General features: G+C 39.4%; 18 protein-coding genes. 9 read left to right on the forward strand and 9 right to left on the reverse strand.

The window, feature by feature from the left end; genetic code table 11:
* Positions 1-45 precede the first annotated feature (45 nt).
* From ACQKKO_RS10015 to ACQKKO_RS10025, 3 genes are all read right to left on the reverse strand, one after another.
* Entirely contained in the window at positions 46-342 is a 297-nt protein-coding gene (locus tag ACQKKO_RS10015) for an EscU/YscU/HrcU family type III secretion system export apparatus switch protein (RefSeq protein ID WP_498646738.1), read from the reverse strand.
* Complete coding sequence (locus ACQKKO_RS10020; protein WP_498646740.1) at positions 339-2,942, reverse strand: hypothetical protein; 2,604 nt, start codon at positions 2,940-2,942, stop codon at positions 339-341. The genes ACQKKO_RS10015 and ACQKKO_RS10020 overlap by 4 nt, the downstream gene beginning before the upstream one ends.
* A 79-nt stretch (positions 2,943-3,021) precedes the next feature.
* Positions 3,022-4,260: a DNA polymerase IV gene (locus tag ACQKKO_RS10025; RefSeq protein ID WP_498646742.1), complete on the reverse strand. Its 1,239-nt coding sequence runs from the start codon at positions 4,258-4,260 to the stop codon at positions 3,022-3,024.
* 151 nt (positions 4,261-4,411) lie between these two features.
* Here ACQKKO_RS10025 and ACQKKO_RS10030 point away from each other — a divergent pair, with 151 nt between their 5' ends.
* The gene (locus ACQKKO_RS10030) at positions 4,412-4,618 is read left to right on the forward strand and encodes a hypothetical protein (RefSeq protein WP_498646744.1); all 207 of its coding nucleotides are present in this window, start codon (positions 4,412-4,414) and stop codon (positions 4,616-4,618) included.
* A gap of 58 nt (positions 4,619-4,676) precedes the next feature.
* On the opposite strand, the gene ACQKKO_RS10035 is transcribed toward ACQKKO_RS10030, so the two are convergent.
* A complete protein-coding gene (locus ACQKKO_RS10035) occupies positions 4,677-5,795 on the reverse strand; it encodes a M20/M25/M40 family metallo-hydrolase (protein ID WP_498646745.1) in 1,119 nt (372 codons plus the stop codon).
* Between the two features lie 64 nt (positions 5,796-5,859).
* Positions 5,860-6,273 carry a methylmalonyl-CoA epimerase gene (gene mce, locus ACQKKO_RS10040; RefSeq protein ID WP_498646747.1) on the reverse strand — a complete coding sequence of 138 codons (414 nt, stop codon included), beginning with the start codon at positions 6,271-6,273 and terminating at the stop codon, positions 5,860-5,862.
* 96 nt (positions 6,274-6,369) lie between these two features.
* Here mce and prli42 point away from each other — a divergent pair, with 96 nt between their 5' ends.
* The gene (prli42, locus tag ACQKKO_RS10045; protein ID WP_498646748.1) at positions 6,370-6,471 is read left to right on the forward strand and encodes a stressosome-associated protein Prli42; all 102 of its coding nucleotides are present in this window, start codon (positions 6,370-6,372) and stop codon (positions 6,469-6,471) included.
* A 48-nt stretch (positions 6,472-6,519) separates the two neighbouring features.
* Here the strand turns inward: prli42 and ACQKKO_RS10050 are convergent, their stop codons facing one another.
* From ACQKKO_RS10050 to ACQKKO_RS10060, 3 genes are all read right to left on the reverse strand, one after another.
* Positions 6,520-7,023 (reverse strand): L,D-transpeptidase, encoded by a 504-nt coding sequence (locus ACQKKO_RS10050; protein WP_498646921.1) that lies wholly within the window; start codon positions 7,021-7,023, stop codon positions 6,520-6,522.
* A 32-nt stretch (positions 7,024-7,055) separates the two neighbouring features.
* Complete coding sequence (locus ACQKKO_RS10055; RefSeq protein ID WP_498646751.1) at positions 7,056-8,039, reverse strand: aromatic acid exporter family protein; 984 nt, start codon at positions 8,037-8,039, stop codon at positions 7,056-7,058.
* Positions 8,040-8,200: 161 nt separating this feature from the next.
* The gene (locus ACQKKO_RS10060) at positions 8,201-8,377 is read right to left on the reverse strand and encodes a hypothetical protein (protein ID WP_203086514.1); all 177 of its coding nucleotides are present in this window, start codon (positions 8,375-8,377) and stop codon (positions 8,201-8,203) included.
* Positions 8,378-8,581: 204 nt separating this feature from the next.
* On the opposite strand from ACQKKO_RS10060, the gene ACQKKO_RS10065 reads away from it, so the two are divergent.
* Entirely contained in the window at positions 8,582-9,217 is a 636-nt protein-coding gene (locus ACQKKO_RS10065; RefSeq protein ID WP_498646754.1) for a LysE family translocator, read from the forward strand.
* 51 nt (positions 9,218-9,268) lie between these two features.
* Positions 9,269-9,643, forward strand: a complete 375-nt coding sequence (locus ACQKKO_RS10070) for a PilZ domain-containing protein (protein WP_498646755.1) — start codon at positions 9,269-9,271, stop codon at positions 9,641-9,643.
* Positions 9,644-9,714: 71 nt separating this feature from the next.
* Here the strand turns inward: ACQKKO_RS10070 and ACQKKO_RS10075 are convergent, their stop codons facing one another.
* Positions 9,715-11,373, reverse strand: coding sequence for a BCCT family transporter (locus ACQKKO_RS10075; RefSeq protein WP_498646757.1), 1,659 nt, complete (start codon positions 11,371-11,373; stop codon positions 9,715-9,717).
* A gap of 150 nt (positions 11,374-11,523) precedes the next feature.
* On the opposite strand from ACQKKO_RS10075, the gene ACQKKO_RS10080 reads away from it, so the two are divergent.
* From ACQKKO_RS10080 to msrB, 5 genes are all read left to right on the forward strand, one after another.
* A complete protein-coding gene (locus ACQKKO_RS10080) occupies positions 11,524-11,727 on the forward strand; it encodes a DUF1659 domain-containing protein (RefSeq protein WP_498646759.1) in 204 nt (67 codons plus the stop codon).
* Between the two features lie 34 nt (positions 11,728-11,761).
* On the forward strand, positions 11,762-11,983 hold the full coding sequence (locus tag ACQKKO_RS10085) for a DUF2922 domain-containing protein (protein ID WP_498646762.1): 222 nt from the start codon (positions 11,762-11,764) through the stop codon (positions 11,981-11,983).
* A 2-nt stretch (positions 11,984-11,985) separates the two neighbouring features.
* The gene (locus ACQKKO_RS10090; protein WP_203086508.1) at positions 11,986-12,129 is read left to right on the forward strand and encodes a YvrJ family protein; all 144 of its coding nucleotides are present in this window, start codon (positions 11,986-11,988) and stop codon (positions 12,127-12,129) included.
* A 100-nt stretch (positions 12,130-12,229) separates the two neighbouring features.
* Positions 12,230-12,796, forward strand: coding sequence for a peptide-methionine (S)-S-oxide reductase MsrA (gene msrA / locus ACQKKO_RS10095; RefSeq protein ID WP_498646766.1), 567 nt, complete (start codon positions 12,230-12,232; stop codon positions 12,794-12,796).
* The gene (msrB, locus tag ACQKKO_RS10100) at positions 12,796-13,236 is read left to right on the forward strand and encodes a peptide-methionine (R)-S-oxide reductase MsrB (protein ID WP_498646768.1); all 441 of its coding nucleotides are present in this window, start codon (positions 12,796-12,798) and stop codon (positions 13,234-13,236) included. Before msrA ends, msrB begins: the two co-directional genes overlap by 1 nt.
* Positions 13,237-13,344 lie beyond the last annotated feature (108 nt).

The raw sequence follows: 13,344 nt of genomic DNA on the forward strand, positions 1-13,344 counted from the left end.
TCACTCCTTTATCTCAACTATTATATCGGCATCCTTCGCTCAATCTTAATAGCTTTCTTCCATCTCTTCGATTAATAATAAGATTTCTGCCATGACTGAATATAATTGTGGAGGAATATTATCTCCCAGGTCCATGTCTAATAAGCTTGTAAGTAAGGATGAATCTTCTTGTAGATGTACATCATGTTCCTTAGCGAGCTCCACCATTTGTTTGGCGACTCTTCCTCTTCCTTGAGCTACAACTTTTGGCGCAGCCGATTCATCTTCGTAACGAATGACAGCTGCAGACGGACCGCTTGTTTGCTTTTTTTGTTTAAGGTTCACGTATTGAAATTGATTCATATCTTAAAATCAAATCCTTTATCACTGGAATAAACTTGGTTTTTAGGCGTCTGAATGGATTCCGGGTTTTGATTCTTTGAGAAAGGTGAGAATGACACCGAAGAGATTGAATAACCAACTTCCTCTACCTTTGCTATAGCCTTTTCCACAAGTGGCTCCATTTTTAATTTGAAATCCTTTTGGTCATTCGTGAGAGTAACGGATAACTGTCTTTGAACCGCTTTAATTGAAATTCCAATTTCTCCAAGCTTTGGTGTTTCCATTAGAAAATATAAACTGCAATTTTGCCAATCGACTTGTTCGCCTTCTTTTTTCGATTGAATGTAGCATTGAAGCTGTTCTACTTTTTGTTCAAGGACTAATGGTAGTTGAAAGAATAAGCTCTGTAATGGCTGAGCATCCTGTTTACTTAGTAGCTGTTGGCCTGTTACATGTTGAAGAGCCTGACTAGCAAGTTGTGATGTTTTACCACTCTCATCCTGACTTTTTACTAATTGGATTAAAGACTGCTTTAAATTACGTTCTAGTGGCACGTCTTTTTCAGGCTCTCTTTGGCTGAATTTCTGTGCGACATCAGCCTCATGATTAAGCCCTAATTGTTTCACAGCTTCAAAGGCACCTCTTGCCGTACCTGTTTTCGCTTTAACAGCTGCCTCTTCCATTTGGAAAAGCGGAGTGGTTTGAGGCTTTCTCTGCTCTTGATTTAGTTGCTGTAGCGCGCTATCAGTCACTACCTTAGTCTCAGATGGTTTGTATGTAATGGCTTCAACCTGCTTTTGCACCTCGGCAACAATATTTGCCGCTTGTTGACTTCTTCCGGCAGTGAGATGTTGCCTTGCTTCAGCTAGCTTGCTACTTGCCAGCATTAATTGTTTTTCCGTTTTCATGTTAGCAAATAGCATCGCTTCACCGCGCAGGATGGAGTGATCTAATTTACGTATGATCGAGTCTAGTTGATTTTTAGATGCATGTGTATCTGAACGATTAGGTGTAGTTAAATCAACCTGGATCTGTCTAAGCGTTCGGACTGTCTCTCGTTGAAAATCCTTAAAATCATTGGTCAATTGAGCCATTTTTTCAGAGACAGTTGTTACAGCGATCTGTTTTGTTTTCATTGGTACCATTTGATCATTCTGCATAAACCGTTCATTTGCTTCATCAGTTGGTAGCTGTTGTATTTGATTGTGGAGAGTAGAAAGCTCATTCTCTAAGGCTGCGGAAAGAACGGTTCTTGCAGCTAATTCTCTTCCAGCCTCTAAACGTACGCTCGCCACCTCAAGCTGATCTTTCAGTCTACTTACTTGGTTTTCTTCTAGAACCGGTTGTTCTTGTAAGACTGAATTAATGGATTCTAGTGCTTTATACGGGTTTTCTTCTAGTTCAATCGTTTGAACGAATTGTTGCAACTGGTCTCGTTGCTGAACAGCCATTTTGGGTTCAATTTGTGATGTTTGTTTCACTTCGGTTGAACGCTCCACTTGTAGTAAGGGATGTTTCTGTGATTGAGAAGAATGACCTTCAGTATGAGACGCTTGACTTTGTATTTCCGACGTTTTTATTGAGTCTATAAATTTGTCTGTTACGTTTCTAGAGCGCTCAACAACAGCTGCGTCTTCTTTATTTGTTTTCATATGTGTTTGAATCGCTTCATCCATCTCTAAGGTACCTGCGACCTGATGTAATGATTCTTTATGTTTTGAAGCAGCTTGTACATTTTCTTTTTTAAATTGATGCATATCACTAGGTTCATCTGGCTTCGGTTGTTCTGCTTTACCTTGTAATTCCGGATCCGATTGTAGGGTTTTAGAGATTAATTGAGAAAGCTGATCAATCTTATCTACCGTAAGAGCTTGACTAAGTTGAGACTGAAATTCTCTTACTAGAGCCTGTTGAACATTTGATAACTGTTTACCTGATGTTAATTGGATGATTTGTTGAAACAGCCGATCTTTTAAACTAGTTACATTCTGATCTTTTGGTTGAAGCTGTTGTTCAAGACCTCTTACAATCTCATTTAGCGGTTTTCCCGTTTGGGTCTCGTGGATGGCTTGCAAATGAGATTCTCGAACAGGTAGATCTTTCGAAAGTAACACTTCAACCGTTTGGAGTTTTGGTTTGTCAGATGATGATTTTAAGAAATTTGAAAGTTCGCGAATGGTCTCTTCTGAAAGAGGTCTTCCACTTTCTTGAACGAGTGACATGGCGTCAAGTAATAATGCAGACGGACGGCTGATGCCTGACTTAATGGCTGCTTCCATTAGAGAGCCCCTCGTATTACGGACGGCCTCATTTGATAAGGAATCATTAGGATCAAGAGGAGCTTGAGACCCAGTTCCAAGCTTGGATGAGTTGCCTGACCCTTTAGGATTCCATTCTTGAACACGAATCCCATCTTCGTCTACTGAAGTAACAATGAAGGTAGCTTGATTTGATGTAGGCATCTTACCATCTACTTTGACTGTTGTTTCTTTTCCACGAACGTTTATCATTGCTTCTGTGTCCGATATCGGCTTAAGTGTTGCTCCGCGCAACACTTCTCCCTGCTTCAATGGTTTTTCACTGGGAACCACATTCCCACTAGTTAGAGAATTCACCTGCATTCCATACACTCCCGCCCTGCGATCTGTTACATATCATATCGGTTGTTTTGTTCTTCTAGTTAATAGATACTTATTCTAGTTATTCCTGCTGATCTGGTTTTTCAAGGCTTGTCCCGCGCAACGAACGTTGTTCCATCCATTTTTTTCTTGCTTCATATCCGTTCGCTCCTTTTATAAGAGAATGCTGACCAAACTTATCTTGTATGGTTTGCATCGTTTGTTGTAATTGATAATCCTTTTGATCTTTTTCTTGGGTGAATAGGTTTAGTTGTTTAAACGCACCTTGCCTATCAACAAGATCATACGTACTAATACCTAGAAGTCGAACAGGCTTATTGCTCCAAGCGCGCTTAAATAATGCCTTAGCACGAAGATAGATTTCGTCTGTTGTATGAAACGCATCTGAGACCTTCTCACTTTTATTTGTGATTTTCCAGTCGTGATATTTAATCGTAAGTTGAATACCATATGCCACAACATTCTTTTTTGCTAATCGGTCGCTGACTGAATCCGATAGCTGCTTTAAAATAGTTTCAATCTTTTGTTCGTTTGATGTGTCTCTAGGTAAAGTTGTAGAGTTGCCTATGCTTTTGAATTCGTGAATGGAGTCTGGATTTACTGGTCGATCATCACTACCCTGGGCTTTTTTTTGGAGCTTAAGTGCTGTAGAGCCAAACTTCTCGGCAATAAAAAGAGGATCTGCCTGAGCAAGATCTCCGATGGTGAGAATATTTGCTTTTTCCCACTTGCTTACCGTCTTATTACCAATCCCTTGCATTTCATGGATTGGAAGTGGCCAAAGCTTTTGGGGTAATTCTCTTTTACGTAAGATCGTAATTCCATTTGGCTTTTTCATATCACTCGCCATCTTTGCAAGAAACTTGTTGGGTGCAATTCCAATGCTACACGGCAAATTCATGTCTCTTAGAAGGTGCTCTTGGATTTGCTCAGCTAATGCATAAGGATGAACCTGTCCATGATATTGCGTCACCTCCATATACCCTTCATCAATTGAAACGGGTTCAACTAACGATGTATATGAGCGTAAGATTTCGAACATGTTTCTTGACGCTGTGCGATAGCGATCAAAGTTTGATTTTAATAAGATAAGCTCAGGACACGCTTTCTTCGCCTGCCAGACAGGCATGGCGGTTTTTACACCTTTTGCACGTGCTTCATATGTACTAGTAACAATAATGCCACGGCGATCCTCCACACTACCAGCTACTGCAACTGGTTTGCCTCTTAATTCCGGTCTAAACGATAGTTCAACCGAAGCAAAGAAGCTATTCATATCGACATGAAATAAGATTCGCATGGAAAACCCTCCTTCTATACACCTTATTATACGAAAGAATGTTCGTTTTTAAAAGAAAGTTTACTTGCTACTTGATAACGAATGGTATAAGGTGGTATTATACTAGGTTATTAAAAAATTCCCACTATGTATACGGGAGGTGCGGCAGAACATGACCTTTACAGTGAACCATACGATATCAGAGTACGACATCACTTTACGAAAGGTATTTACTTATCTCCGCCTGCACAAACAAACGACAGGATTTACACCTACCATTACTGAAATATCTGAACAAATTGGAGATACTGAAGAAATGATCTTAGAAAGTTTAGAATTTGGTCAAACGAACAACCTCTCTATGACATTCCTTCATTAATAACATGAAACATGAAAAAAAGGACATGCTTTTTAAGCAATTGTCCTTTTTTATATGTCTATACTTCTTGAGTAATGGCTATAATTGCCTCTGCAGATTTCACTAATTCTGTTAGTGGCATTTTTTCATCTGTTGTATGGATATTCTCATATCCAATTGCTAGGTTTACAGTAGGAATGCCTAGACCAGCAATAATGTTTGCATCACTACCGCCCCCACTTTCAAGCAATCTTGATTTTCTCCCTATTTTCTTCATAGCAGCTTGTGCAATCTGTACCACTTGGTCTGCATCAGATTTCTTATAACCTGGATACGTAATTTCAATATGTACTTCAGCAGAAGTACCCATCATCTCAGCCGCTTCTTCAAATGCCTGTTTCATTTTCCCTACTTGCTTATGAAGTTTCTCTTCTTCGAGCGAACGCGCCTCAGCAAGAACCTCAACATAATCACATACAATGTTTGTTTGACTACCACCTTCAAATCGACCAATATTAGCTGTTGTTTCATGATCAATTCTTCCTAAAGGCATTTTGGATACGGCTTTAGCTGCTACAGTAATAGCAGAGATCCCTTTCTCTGGCTCTACTCCTGCATGTGCAGTACGCCCAAAAATCTTAGCATGAATCTTTGCTTGGGTTGGAGCAGCTACAATAATATCCCCTACTGGTCCATCACTATCGAGTGCATATCCAAATTCAGCAGAGATCCGGTCCGCCTCAAGCACTCTTGCTCCAACTAATCCAGACTCTTCACCAACCGTAATGATAAATTGAATGGTTCCATGCTCCAGTTTCTCTTCTTTTAACACTCGTATCGCTTCGAACATTGCTGCAAGTCCAGCTTTGTCATCCGCTCCTAGAATGGTTGTTCCATCCGTTACAATATATCCGTTCTCTTCTCTTGGTTTAATTTGTTTACCCGGATCCACGGTATCCATATGGGAGGTAAAGTAGATAGGAGTGCGATTACTTCCCTTATCAGTTGCCGCAAGCGTAGCTATTAAATTTCCTGCCCCATGTCCTGTCTTAGCCGCTGCATCATCTTCATATACGTCTAAACCAAGTGCAGTAAATGATTGTTTTAAATGCTTGGCAATCTCACCTTCATTGCCTGTTTCTGAATCAATTTTCACTAGTTCAATAAATTCTTCTTTCATTCTTGTTTCATTTATCATATGTATGTTACGCCTCCGTTTCCCTTTAATCCTACAGGAAAATCACTTCTGATTCACGTATGACCTACTGCTTCTCGCAAACTTCTAACAATACGCCGTGCGTCTGAGTAGGAGAAATGAAAGCAATGTCTGCTCCATTTGCTCCTTTGGTGCTTGTTTCATTTGTGAATTGAATGCCTCTTCCACTGAGCGTGTGCATCGTTTGCTCAATGTGTCTCGTTCCTAGTGCAAGATGATGAATGCCCTCACCGCGTTTTTCAAGGAATGCTGCGACTGGACTCGCTTTTGTCAGTGGTTCAAGTAATTCAATCATCATGGAACCGGAAGAAAAGAATGCTACGTTCACTTGTTGATCTACAACCGTTTCTTCTTTAATGAAATTCAAGCCGAGCGTTTGTTCATAAAACTTCCTTGCTTGCTGAATGGAGTGTACGGCGATGGCTATATGAGCTCCGTTATCTTGCCATTGGATTGTCATTTCTTTCTCCTTTTTTAGTTGATGCTCTTGTCCGATTGCGTTTGAGCAAGTAAAATAGGACATAGAAGATTTTGTTTATAGGAGTGTGTTGATTCCATGCAAAGAAAAGGACTACAAAAAGTTGTGATTTATATCATGCTTGTTGCAATTGTCTTAAGCGGTGTATTCATGGGAGTTGCAGGTATGGGTGGCTTGTAATATAGAGGAAAAAGAAACGCCGATCCTGGTGTTTCTTTTTTTGTTTCCTTAATTCGTTAATGCCCCGTACTGCAATCCAATTTTCTCAAATGAATCTGTTTGATTCGTAATGAGAATCTTTGTTCCAAGTGGAACCTGATCATACAGCTGTTCAATGGTTTCGTTTGTTAATCGAATGCAGCCAGCAGTTACAGGATAGCCAACAGAATGAGGTCTGTTTGTTCCATGCACCCCGTACGTTCTTCCTTCTGTATCTAGTGCATCAAAACCAATCCATCTACTTCCTAAAGGGTTATTTTTGTCTCCACCTGAGATATTCTTCTTGCGATAATATGGATTATTCGCCTTAACCGTAACCGTAAACAAACCAAGTGGTGTCTGACTTTCCTGCTTGCCCGTTGCAGCAGGCAGTACGTCTTTTACTACATTGTCATGAATAAAAGCAAGTTGATGTGTAGAAACGTTCACAATTAAAAAAGGATCCCCACTTATTGGATTCTCCCCAATCGGCCAAATGGGAGAAGCCACAATCATGAGAATCGCAATAAGCATGTTAAACACTAGAAACCCCTCCTTTTCTAGTGTTAGAATGCTCTTTTTTTAACGTTTGTATCCTTTTTTTCATTCCATAAAGAGTCTTTAATTAATAAGTACTGTTGTAGCTCATGCATAATATATGCAAGTGCAGATCGAACTTCAAACTCTTCTCTCGATGTCGGAAGCTCCATTTCTTTAAAGGTTTCACGCATCTTTTCTAGTTGACCTAAAAAATAAGGCACATGATTGGTCGGACTCACTGCCTTGCTTAGCTCTTCAAGAAAGTCTGCAAGGTTTTCACTTTGCGAAACGGACCCATGAATCGTGGTAATAAATGGCATCAAGCGTTCAAGAATTTCAAATTGTTTTTCCCTCATTTGAAAATAATGAAAGTACTGATCCTCTTCTTTAAGGATTTGGTTATTTCTCTCACGAATTGCCAAGTTCTTACTCTCATCTAATAATCGAACCGTGTCTGAAATTTCAGCGCCAGTCCATTCACTGTCTCCTTTACGAATATAAGTAGAAAATTCATAAAGGATTAAGCTAAAGTTTTGCTCGATTTGTTTTTTAAAGATTCGTAACTGACGTTCACTGCTTGGCATATACAAGTTCATAAGTAAGGCCGTTCCAATCCCAATGACGACTAAAAGAAGTTCATTCATAAACAAATCCACTGTTGCATTCGCATGGGTATAAATATGAAGCACGATGACCGAACTTGTAACGATCCCTAAACTTAAACGAAGTGCCACAACAAATGGTATAAATAACAACATAAATAATCCGAGAACAAGAGGCGTATAACCAAGTAATTCAAAGATACCCATACTAAGAATCATTCCTAAAAGACAGGCAGCAAAGCGGTGCCAGGATACTCTTAATGAATTCTTTCTTGTAACCGAAATACATAATATCGTAATGACGGCAGCCGATCCAAATGAATCTAGCTGTAATGCTTGTGAAATGGCTGTTGCAACTAAAACGCCAATTGCTGTTTTAATTGTGCGATAGCCAATTTTAAATCTCATACGTTCCTTCATCTCCTTGTCATCGGTCTTATTTTAACATGCCTGAAGATGAAATAAACATAGAACAAGGCTTAATTCTGTCGTTTCTTACCAAAGAAAAAAGGCATCCTGTTAAACAGGATTACCCACTTTCTTTTTAAACCTATCTTATTATTCGACGATTACATATCTGAGTCGTCACCCATACCATCATTCATTCCATCATCTTGCATTTCATCTTGACCCGGATCAGCCGGTTCCATCGGATCTGTACCATCCGTCTCACCATCTCCGCAAGCCGCTAACATCCCTACTGAAAAGATACCCGCCATCATACTATACATCAATTTTTTGCTCATTATGATTTCCTCCTTCAGTGATTTTGTTATGTTCTCTTGCTTACTCTTCTTTTCCCGCCTCACTGTTTCGTAATCGCTTTCACATCGAATTTATAGATCTCTTTACATTTCTACAAAGTACCCAAAAAATAACATGTCTATTTTCACAAACTTGGACATGTATTAGTAAAAGACAAAATGAACGGATGGAAAGGAAGGAGTTCTTTGATCACTGCGATTTCAGCTATCGTTTTGGGGATTTCTCTTGCTGCTCCTGTTGGCCCAATTTGTTTGGAAATTATTAATCGAACGCTTCGGAATGGTTTTTTAGGTGGAATCGCTGTTGGAATCGGTGGGATGACAGCAGACGCCCTGTTTATGACTACGATTTACTTTGGTTTAGGCTCTTTACTGACCCATGTCACAACGCAAGCGATCCTTTATTTGTGCGGATGTTTATTTCTGGCTTATTTAAGTATTCGAACCTTTAAGAAGGCTCCTCAATCTTTATGGAAGGATCGACACTTGATTCGCCCCAAAAAATCAATCTTTTGGAATTGTTTTTATACTGGGTTAATTATTGCCCTCATCAATCCAATTAATATCATGTTTTGGTTTGGAATTTATGGCTCCGTGCTAAGTGAGATTGTAGAAAAATCAAACGGGTTGTTTATTTTATGGTACAGTTTGCTCATTTTCTTCGGGATTTTACTGTGGAATCTAAATCTGTCTTTTCTAACTCATTTCTCTTCATTTTTAATGAAGGCAAAGGTATTAAAAGGGTTAAACATTGTTGCTGCAACGATGCTTGCTTTTTTCTCTATTCATTTCGGAATTCAATTATACTACTTGATTTCCTAGAAACCATTACCGATAATGAAACTATATGGTTGATGGAGGAGGAGTCACACTGTGCGTTATAAGCGTGATGAAAGCTTTCGATATACGTTTGAGCCATCAATAAGTGGAACATTTCACATCAATACATTGAATGAGCAAGAGGTTCAAATAGCAGAAGGTGAGCTTTCTATTCTTAACCTTAGTCCAGGGGGCATTCGCATTAAATCGAAGTACAAGTTACCGGATCCAACTTCTTATTCAATTCTGTTAGAGGTTCGATTTACTTTGGAGGATCAACCTCTTTGTCTAAAAGGATCAGTCCAGTGGATGAAACCGGTAGCGGGTGAGTATCAGTATGGACTTGAGCTTTTACTTACTGACAAAGAAAAAAATGACGTGATTGATGAATTAAAACACTTTGCTCTCAATCAACGTTCCTTAAACTAAACAAAAACGAAGCGAAGACGAAGGATCAACTACTAGTTCCTTCGTCTTCGCTTACTTTTTGATTGGATAATCTAATCTTCTTTTTTTCGTTCTGATTCTTGTAATTCCTGTCTTACTTCATCGTACACTTCCTCTTTTAATTCCTCGTATAGATCCTCTTTGATTTCGTCTTTCACCTCAGACTTAATGACCTCAAGCTGCTCTGAACGTTTTTTTCGTTTTTCATAGCCTAGATCTCGCCCCATCATAATAAACACGGAGACAATCATTAAGATAAGAATACAGGCAAATGGCAAGGCTGCTGTAAGTGCAGCGGTTTGTAAGGCGTCTAGTCCGCCGTCCCCACTTATTAATAATACGGATGCGGTACCAGCAATCAACACACCCCAGATGACTTTTAGTTTTATTGATGGATTTAAATGACCGTTTGAAGTCATAGACCCAAGTACAAATGAAGCGGAATCAGCTGACGTAATAAAGAAGATTAGAATAAGCAAAATCGCTACCCCACTTATAAAGGCAGTAAGTGGTAGTTGTTCTAATAACACAAACATCGCATCCTCGACATTGTTCGATACTACATCTGCCAAGCCAGCGCCTTGATACATTTCGAAGAATAAGCCTCCCCCACCAAAGATACTGAACCATATAATTGCTAGAACGGTTGGGACGACTAACACACCTGCCATAAACTCACGAACAGTTCTTCCTTTAGAAATTCGCGCTATGAACAATCCAACAAAAGGAGACCAAGATACATGCCAGGCCCAGAAAAAGATGGTGTTCGTTCCTAACCATTCACTTTCACTATAAGGAGTCATTGTAAATGACATTGATATAATATTTGAGAGATACCCACCAAACGTATTTACCATGTTCTCCAACATGAATAAAGTCGGTCCTGAGAAAAGAACAAACAGTAAAAGTAAACCTGCAAGAACTAGATTGATATTACTTAAGCGTTTAATCCCTTTATCAATTCCTTTAACGGCGGAAAAAATAAATAAAATGGTCACAATCAAGATAACGGCAAGTTGTATGTAAATTGTGTTAGGTAAAGAGGTTACATATGAAAGTCCACCACTAATTTGCATAGCGCTAAGACCAAATGTTGTTGCCACTCCTGCGCACGTTGCAATAACAGCAAGGGTATCAATAAGCTGTCCGATCCATCCATTCACCTTGTTCCCGATTAAAGGATAAAATGCTGAACTGATTAAAGCTGGACGTCCCTTTCGAAATTGAACGTATGCAAGCGTTAAGCCGACAATCGAAAATGCTCCCCAAGCATGTAGACCCCAGTGAAACACACCATACCGAATGCCTGCCTCAGCTGAGTCAACTGTTGATGGCTCTATCCCAACTGGCGTATCCAGGTAATAAAGAAGTGGTTCTGCCACTCCAAAAAATACAAATCCAACTCCAAGCCCAGATGCAAAAAGCATTCCAATCCAGGACAACCATGAATGCTCTGGTCTCTCCCCTTCTTTTCCTAGACGAATCTTTCCAAAGGGCGACACCGCTAATCCAAGTCCAATTAAAACAAATGCTGATAATAAGAGCATGTAAAACCATCCGAAGGTTTCAATAATCCAATCTAGTGCTACACCAGAGGCGTTTCCGAGCGAACTTGGTGAAAGAGCTCCCCATAAAATTAACAAAACAATTATACTCGTAGAGATGTATAACACATTTTTAGACAATGATGTTGATTGTTTCGATTCTTCCATATATACAAATCCTCTCCTTTTTTAAAAGATCTAATCTATATTCCTTTCCCCTCTCAACTATGGAATAAAACTACTTACGAAATAATTTATAAATTCCTTCCCCCTTTTTATAAGATGATTTGCGATTTATAACATATAGGAGGTGATAAGATGAATCAACGTACAAGACTAATTCTTCAGTTTGTTATTGGTCGAGGGAATGATGGAAAGGACCTACTGACTTCAAAATCCTTTCAAAATATTGATGGGGAAGCCAGTGATGAAGCAATGACAACAACTGCTCACGCACTCGTCAGTTTGCAGCAATACCCACTTCTCACTGTCTCTCGTCAGAACACGTACATCCTTGACTAAGACATAATTAACAAAAACAAAAAGGAGGAAGACAATGAGCAAAAAACTCGACTTATTATTTGAAGACCAGATGGGTAAACAAGTCATTGTATCTGTTGATCATCCAATTGAACCGGTGGATGCGCAGCTTGTTCAATCAGTGATGGAAACCATTCTCGCTGAAGATGTGTTTCTGGCCTCAGGTGGAAAACTAACCGCGATTAAAGGGGCTAGATTGGTCCATAATGAAGTCACATCTATTCCATTAGGAAGCTAATCATGAACGGAGTTGAACTCTGGGTGCCTCTCATTAGTGAATATGGTTTCCCGATTATGGTTACCCTTTATCTACTTAATCGTTTAGAGAGAAAGTTAGATAAAGTGACTGAAGCCGTTGAGGCCTTGCCAACCAAGCTATCATAAGCTCCAACTGAGTTTGACCCTCTCCCTAGAACCGGGAGAGGGTTTTAAGCGTATTCTTCTGAGATTTGTACACAATATGATATAGTAGACTTTCCACTACATGATAAGTCAAGAAAGGGATGAGTATCCATTGACCGAATCCGCATTTCAACAAGCTACGTTCGCTGGAGGTTGCTTCTGGTGTATGGTTAAACCGTTTGATTCGTACAAAGGTATTGAGTCTGTCGTATCTGGCTATACAGGTGGAACAACGGTAAATCCTACGTATGAGGAAGTTTGTAGTGAATCAACTGGCCACTATGAAGCTGTTCAAATTACATTTAATCCAGATGAATTTTCCTATGAACTGTTGTTAGATGTATTCTGGCAACAGATTGATCCTACAGATCCAGGTGGACAATTCTATGATCGTGGACATTCATACAAAACAGCCATCTTTTACCACAATGACGCTCAAAAAGAAGCTGCGTTCGCATCAAAAGAACGCCTTCAGGCAAGTGGACGATTTGAGAAGCCGATTGTGACGGATATTCTTCCTGCGAGTCCCTTTTATCCTGCTGAAGAGTATCATCAAGATTATTATAAAAAGAACCCAATCCGCTATAAGATGTATCAAAAAGGATCTGGGCGAGAAGCATTTACTAAGTCAACCTGGGGGAATAAATAATGTCACAAAAACCTTCAAAAGAGGAATTAAAAGCGAAGCTGACTCCAATTCAATATGATGTTACTCAAAACAATGGAACAGAGCAGCCTTTTCGTAATGAATACCATGACCACGTAGAGGAAGGCATTTACGTTGATATTGTCTCAGGTAAACCTCTCTTCAGCTCAACAGATAAATATGACGCTGGATGCGGTTGGCCAAGCTTTACCAAGCCAATTGTAGAAGAAGAAATTCTTGAAAAAGAAGATCGCAGCCACTTCATGGTACGTACCGAAGTTCGTAGTAAGGATGCCGATTCTCACCTTGGTCACGTGTTTAATGACGGACCAGGACCAAACGGATTAAGATATTGCATTAACTCTGCCGCTCTCCGTTTTGTTCCAAAAAGCGAATTGAAAAATGAAGGATACGAGCTTTACCTTAAACTTTTTGATGAATAAATCATTTCGATAAAGACGAATGTCCTCTTATACAGGCATTCGTCTTTTTTATCGGATCGTAAATTAGTGTCTTATATTTTTAAATATAACGTTTTCATTTAAGGAAAT

Source organism: Alkalihalobacillus sp. NPDC127517 (genome assembly GCF_050276055.1).
Lineage (GTDB): Bacteria > Bacillota > Bacilli > Bacillales > Bacillaceae_D > Alkalicoccobacillus.

Bases quoted from the DNA above. Each gene is read 5' to 3' on its own strand.
- ACQKKO_RS10025 (WP_498646742.1), bottom strand. From the start codon at position 4,260: ATGCGAATCTTATTTCATGTCGATATGAATAGCTTCTTTGCTTCGGTT.
- ACQKKO_RS10060 (WP_203086514.1), bottom strand. From the start codon at position 8,377: ATGAGCAAAAAATTGATGTATAGTATGATGGCGGGTATCTTTTCAGTA.
- ACQKKO_RS10035 (WP_498646745.1), bottom strand. From the start codon at position 5,795: ATGATAAATGAAACAAGAATGAAAGAAGAATTTATTGAACTAGTGAAA.
- ACQKKO_RS10080 (WP_498646759.1), top strand. From the start codon at position 11,524: ATGAATCAACGTACAAGACTAATTCTTCAGTTTGTTATTGGTCGAGGG.
- ACQKKO_RS10085 (WP_498646762.1), top strand. From the start codon at position 11,762: ATGAGCAAAAAACTCGACTTATTATTTGAAGACCAGATGGGTAAACAA.
- msrB (WP_498646768.1), top strand. From the start codon at position 12,796: ATGTCACAAAAACCTTCAAAAGAGGAATTAAAAGCGAAGCTGACTCCA.
- ACQKKO_RS10015 (WP_498646738.1), bottom strand. From the start codon at position 342: ATGAATCAATTTCAATACGTGAACCTTAAACAAAAAAAGCAAACAAGC.
- ACQKKO_RS10055 (WP_498646751.1), bottom strand. From the start codon at position 8,039: ATGAGATTTAAAATTGGCTATCGCACAATTAAAACAGCAATTGGCGTT.
- ACQKKO_RS10090 (WP_203086508.1), top strand. From the start codon at position 11,986: ATGAACGGAGTTGAACTCTGGGTGCCTCTCATTAGTGAATATGGTTTC.
- ACQKKO_RS10020 (WP_498646740.1), bottom strand. From the start codon at position 2,942: ATGCAGGTGAATTCTCTAACTAGTGGGAATGTGGTTCCCAGTGAAAAA.
- msrA (WP_498646766.1), top strand. From the start codon at position 12,230: ATGATAAGTCAAGAAAGGGATGAGTATCCATTGACCGAATCCGCATTT.
- ACQKKO_RS10030 (WP_498646744.1), top strand. From the start codon at position 4,412: ATGACCTTTACAGTGAACCATACGATATCAGAGTACGACATCACTTTA.
- prli42 (WP_498646748.1), top strand. From the start codon at position 6,370: ATGCAAAGAAAAGGACTACAAAAAGTTGTGATTTATATCATGCTTGTT.
- ACQKKO_RS10075 (WP_498646757.1), bottom strand. From the start codon at position 11,373: ATGGAAGAATCGAAACAATCAACATCATTGTCTAAAAATGTGTTATAC.
- ACQKKO_RS10050 (WP_498646921.1), bottom strand. From the start codon at position 7,023: ATGCTTATTGCGATTCTCATGATTGTGGCTTCTCCCATTTGGCCGATT.
- mce (WP_498646747.1), bottom strand. From the start codon at position 6,273: ATGACAATCCAATGGCAAGATAACGGAGCTCATATAGCCATCGCCGTA.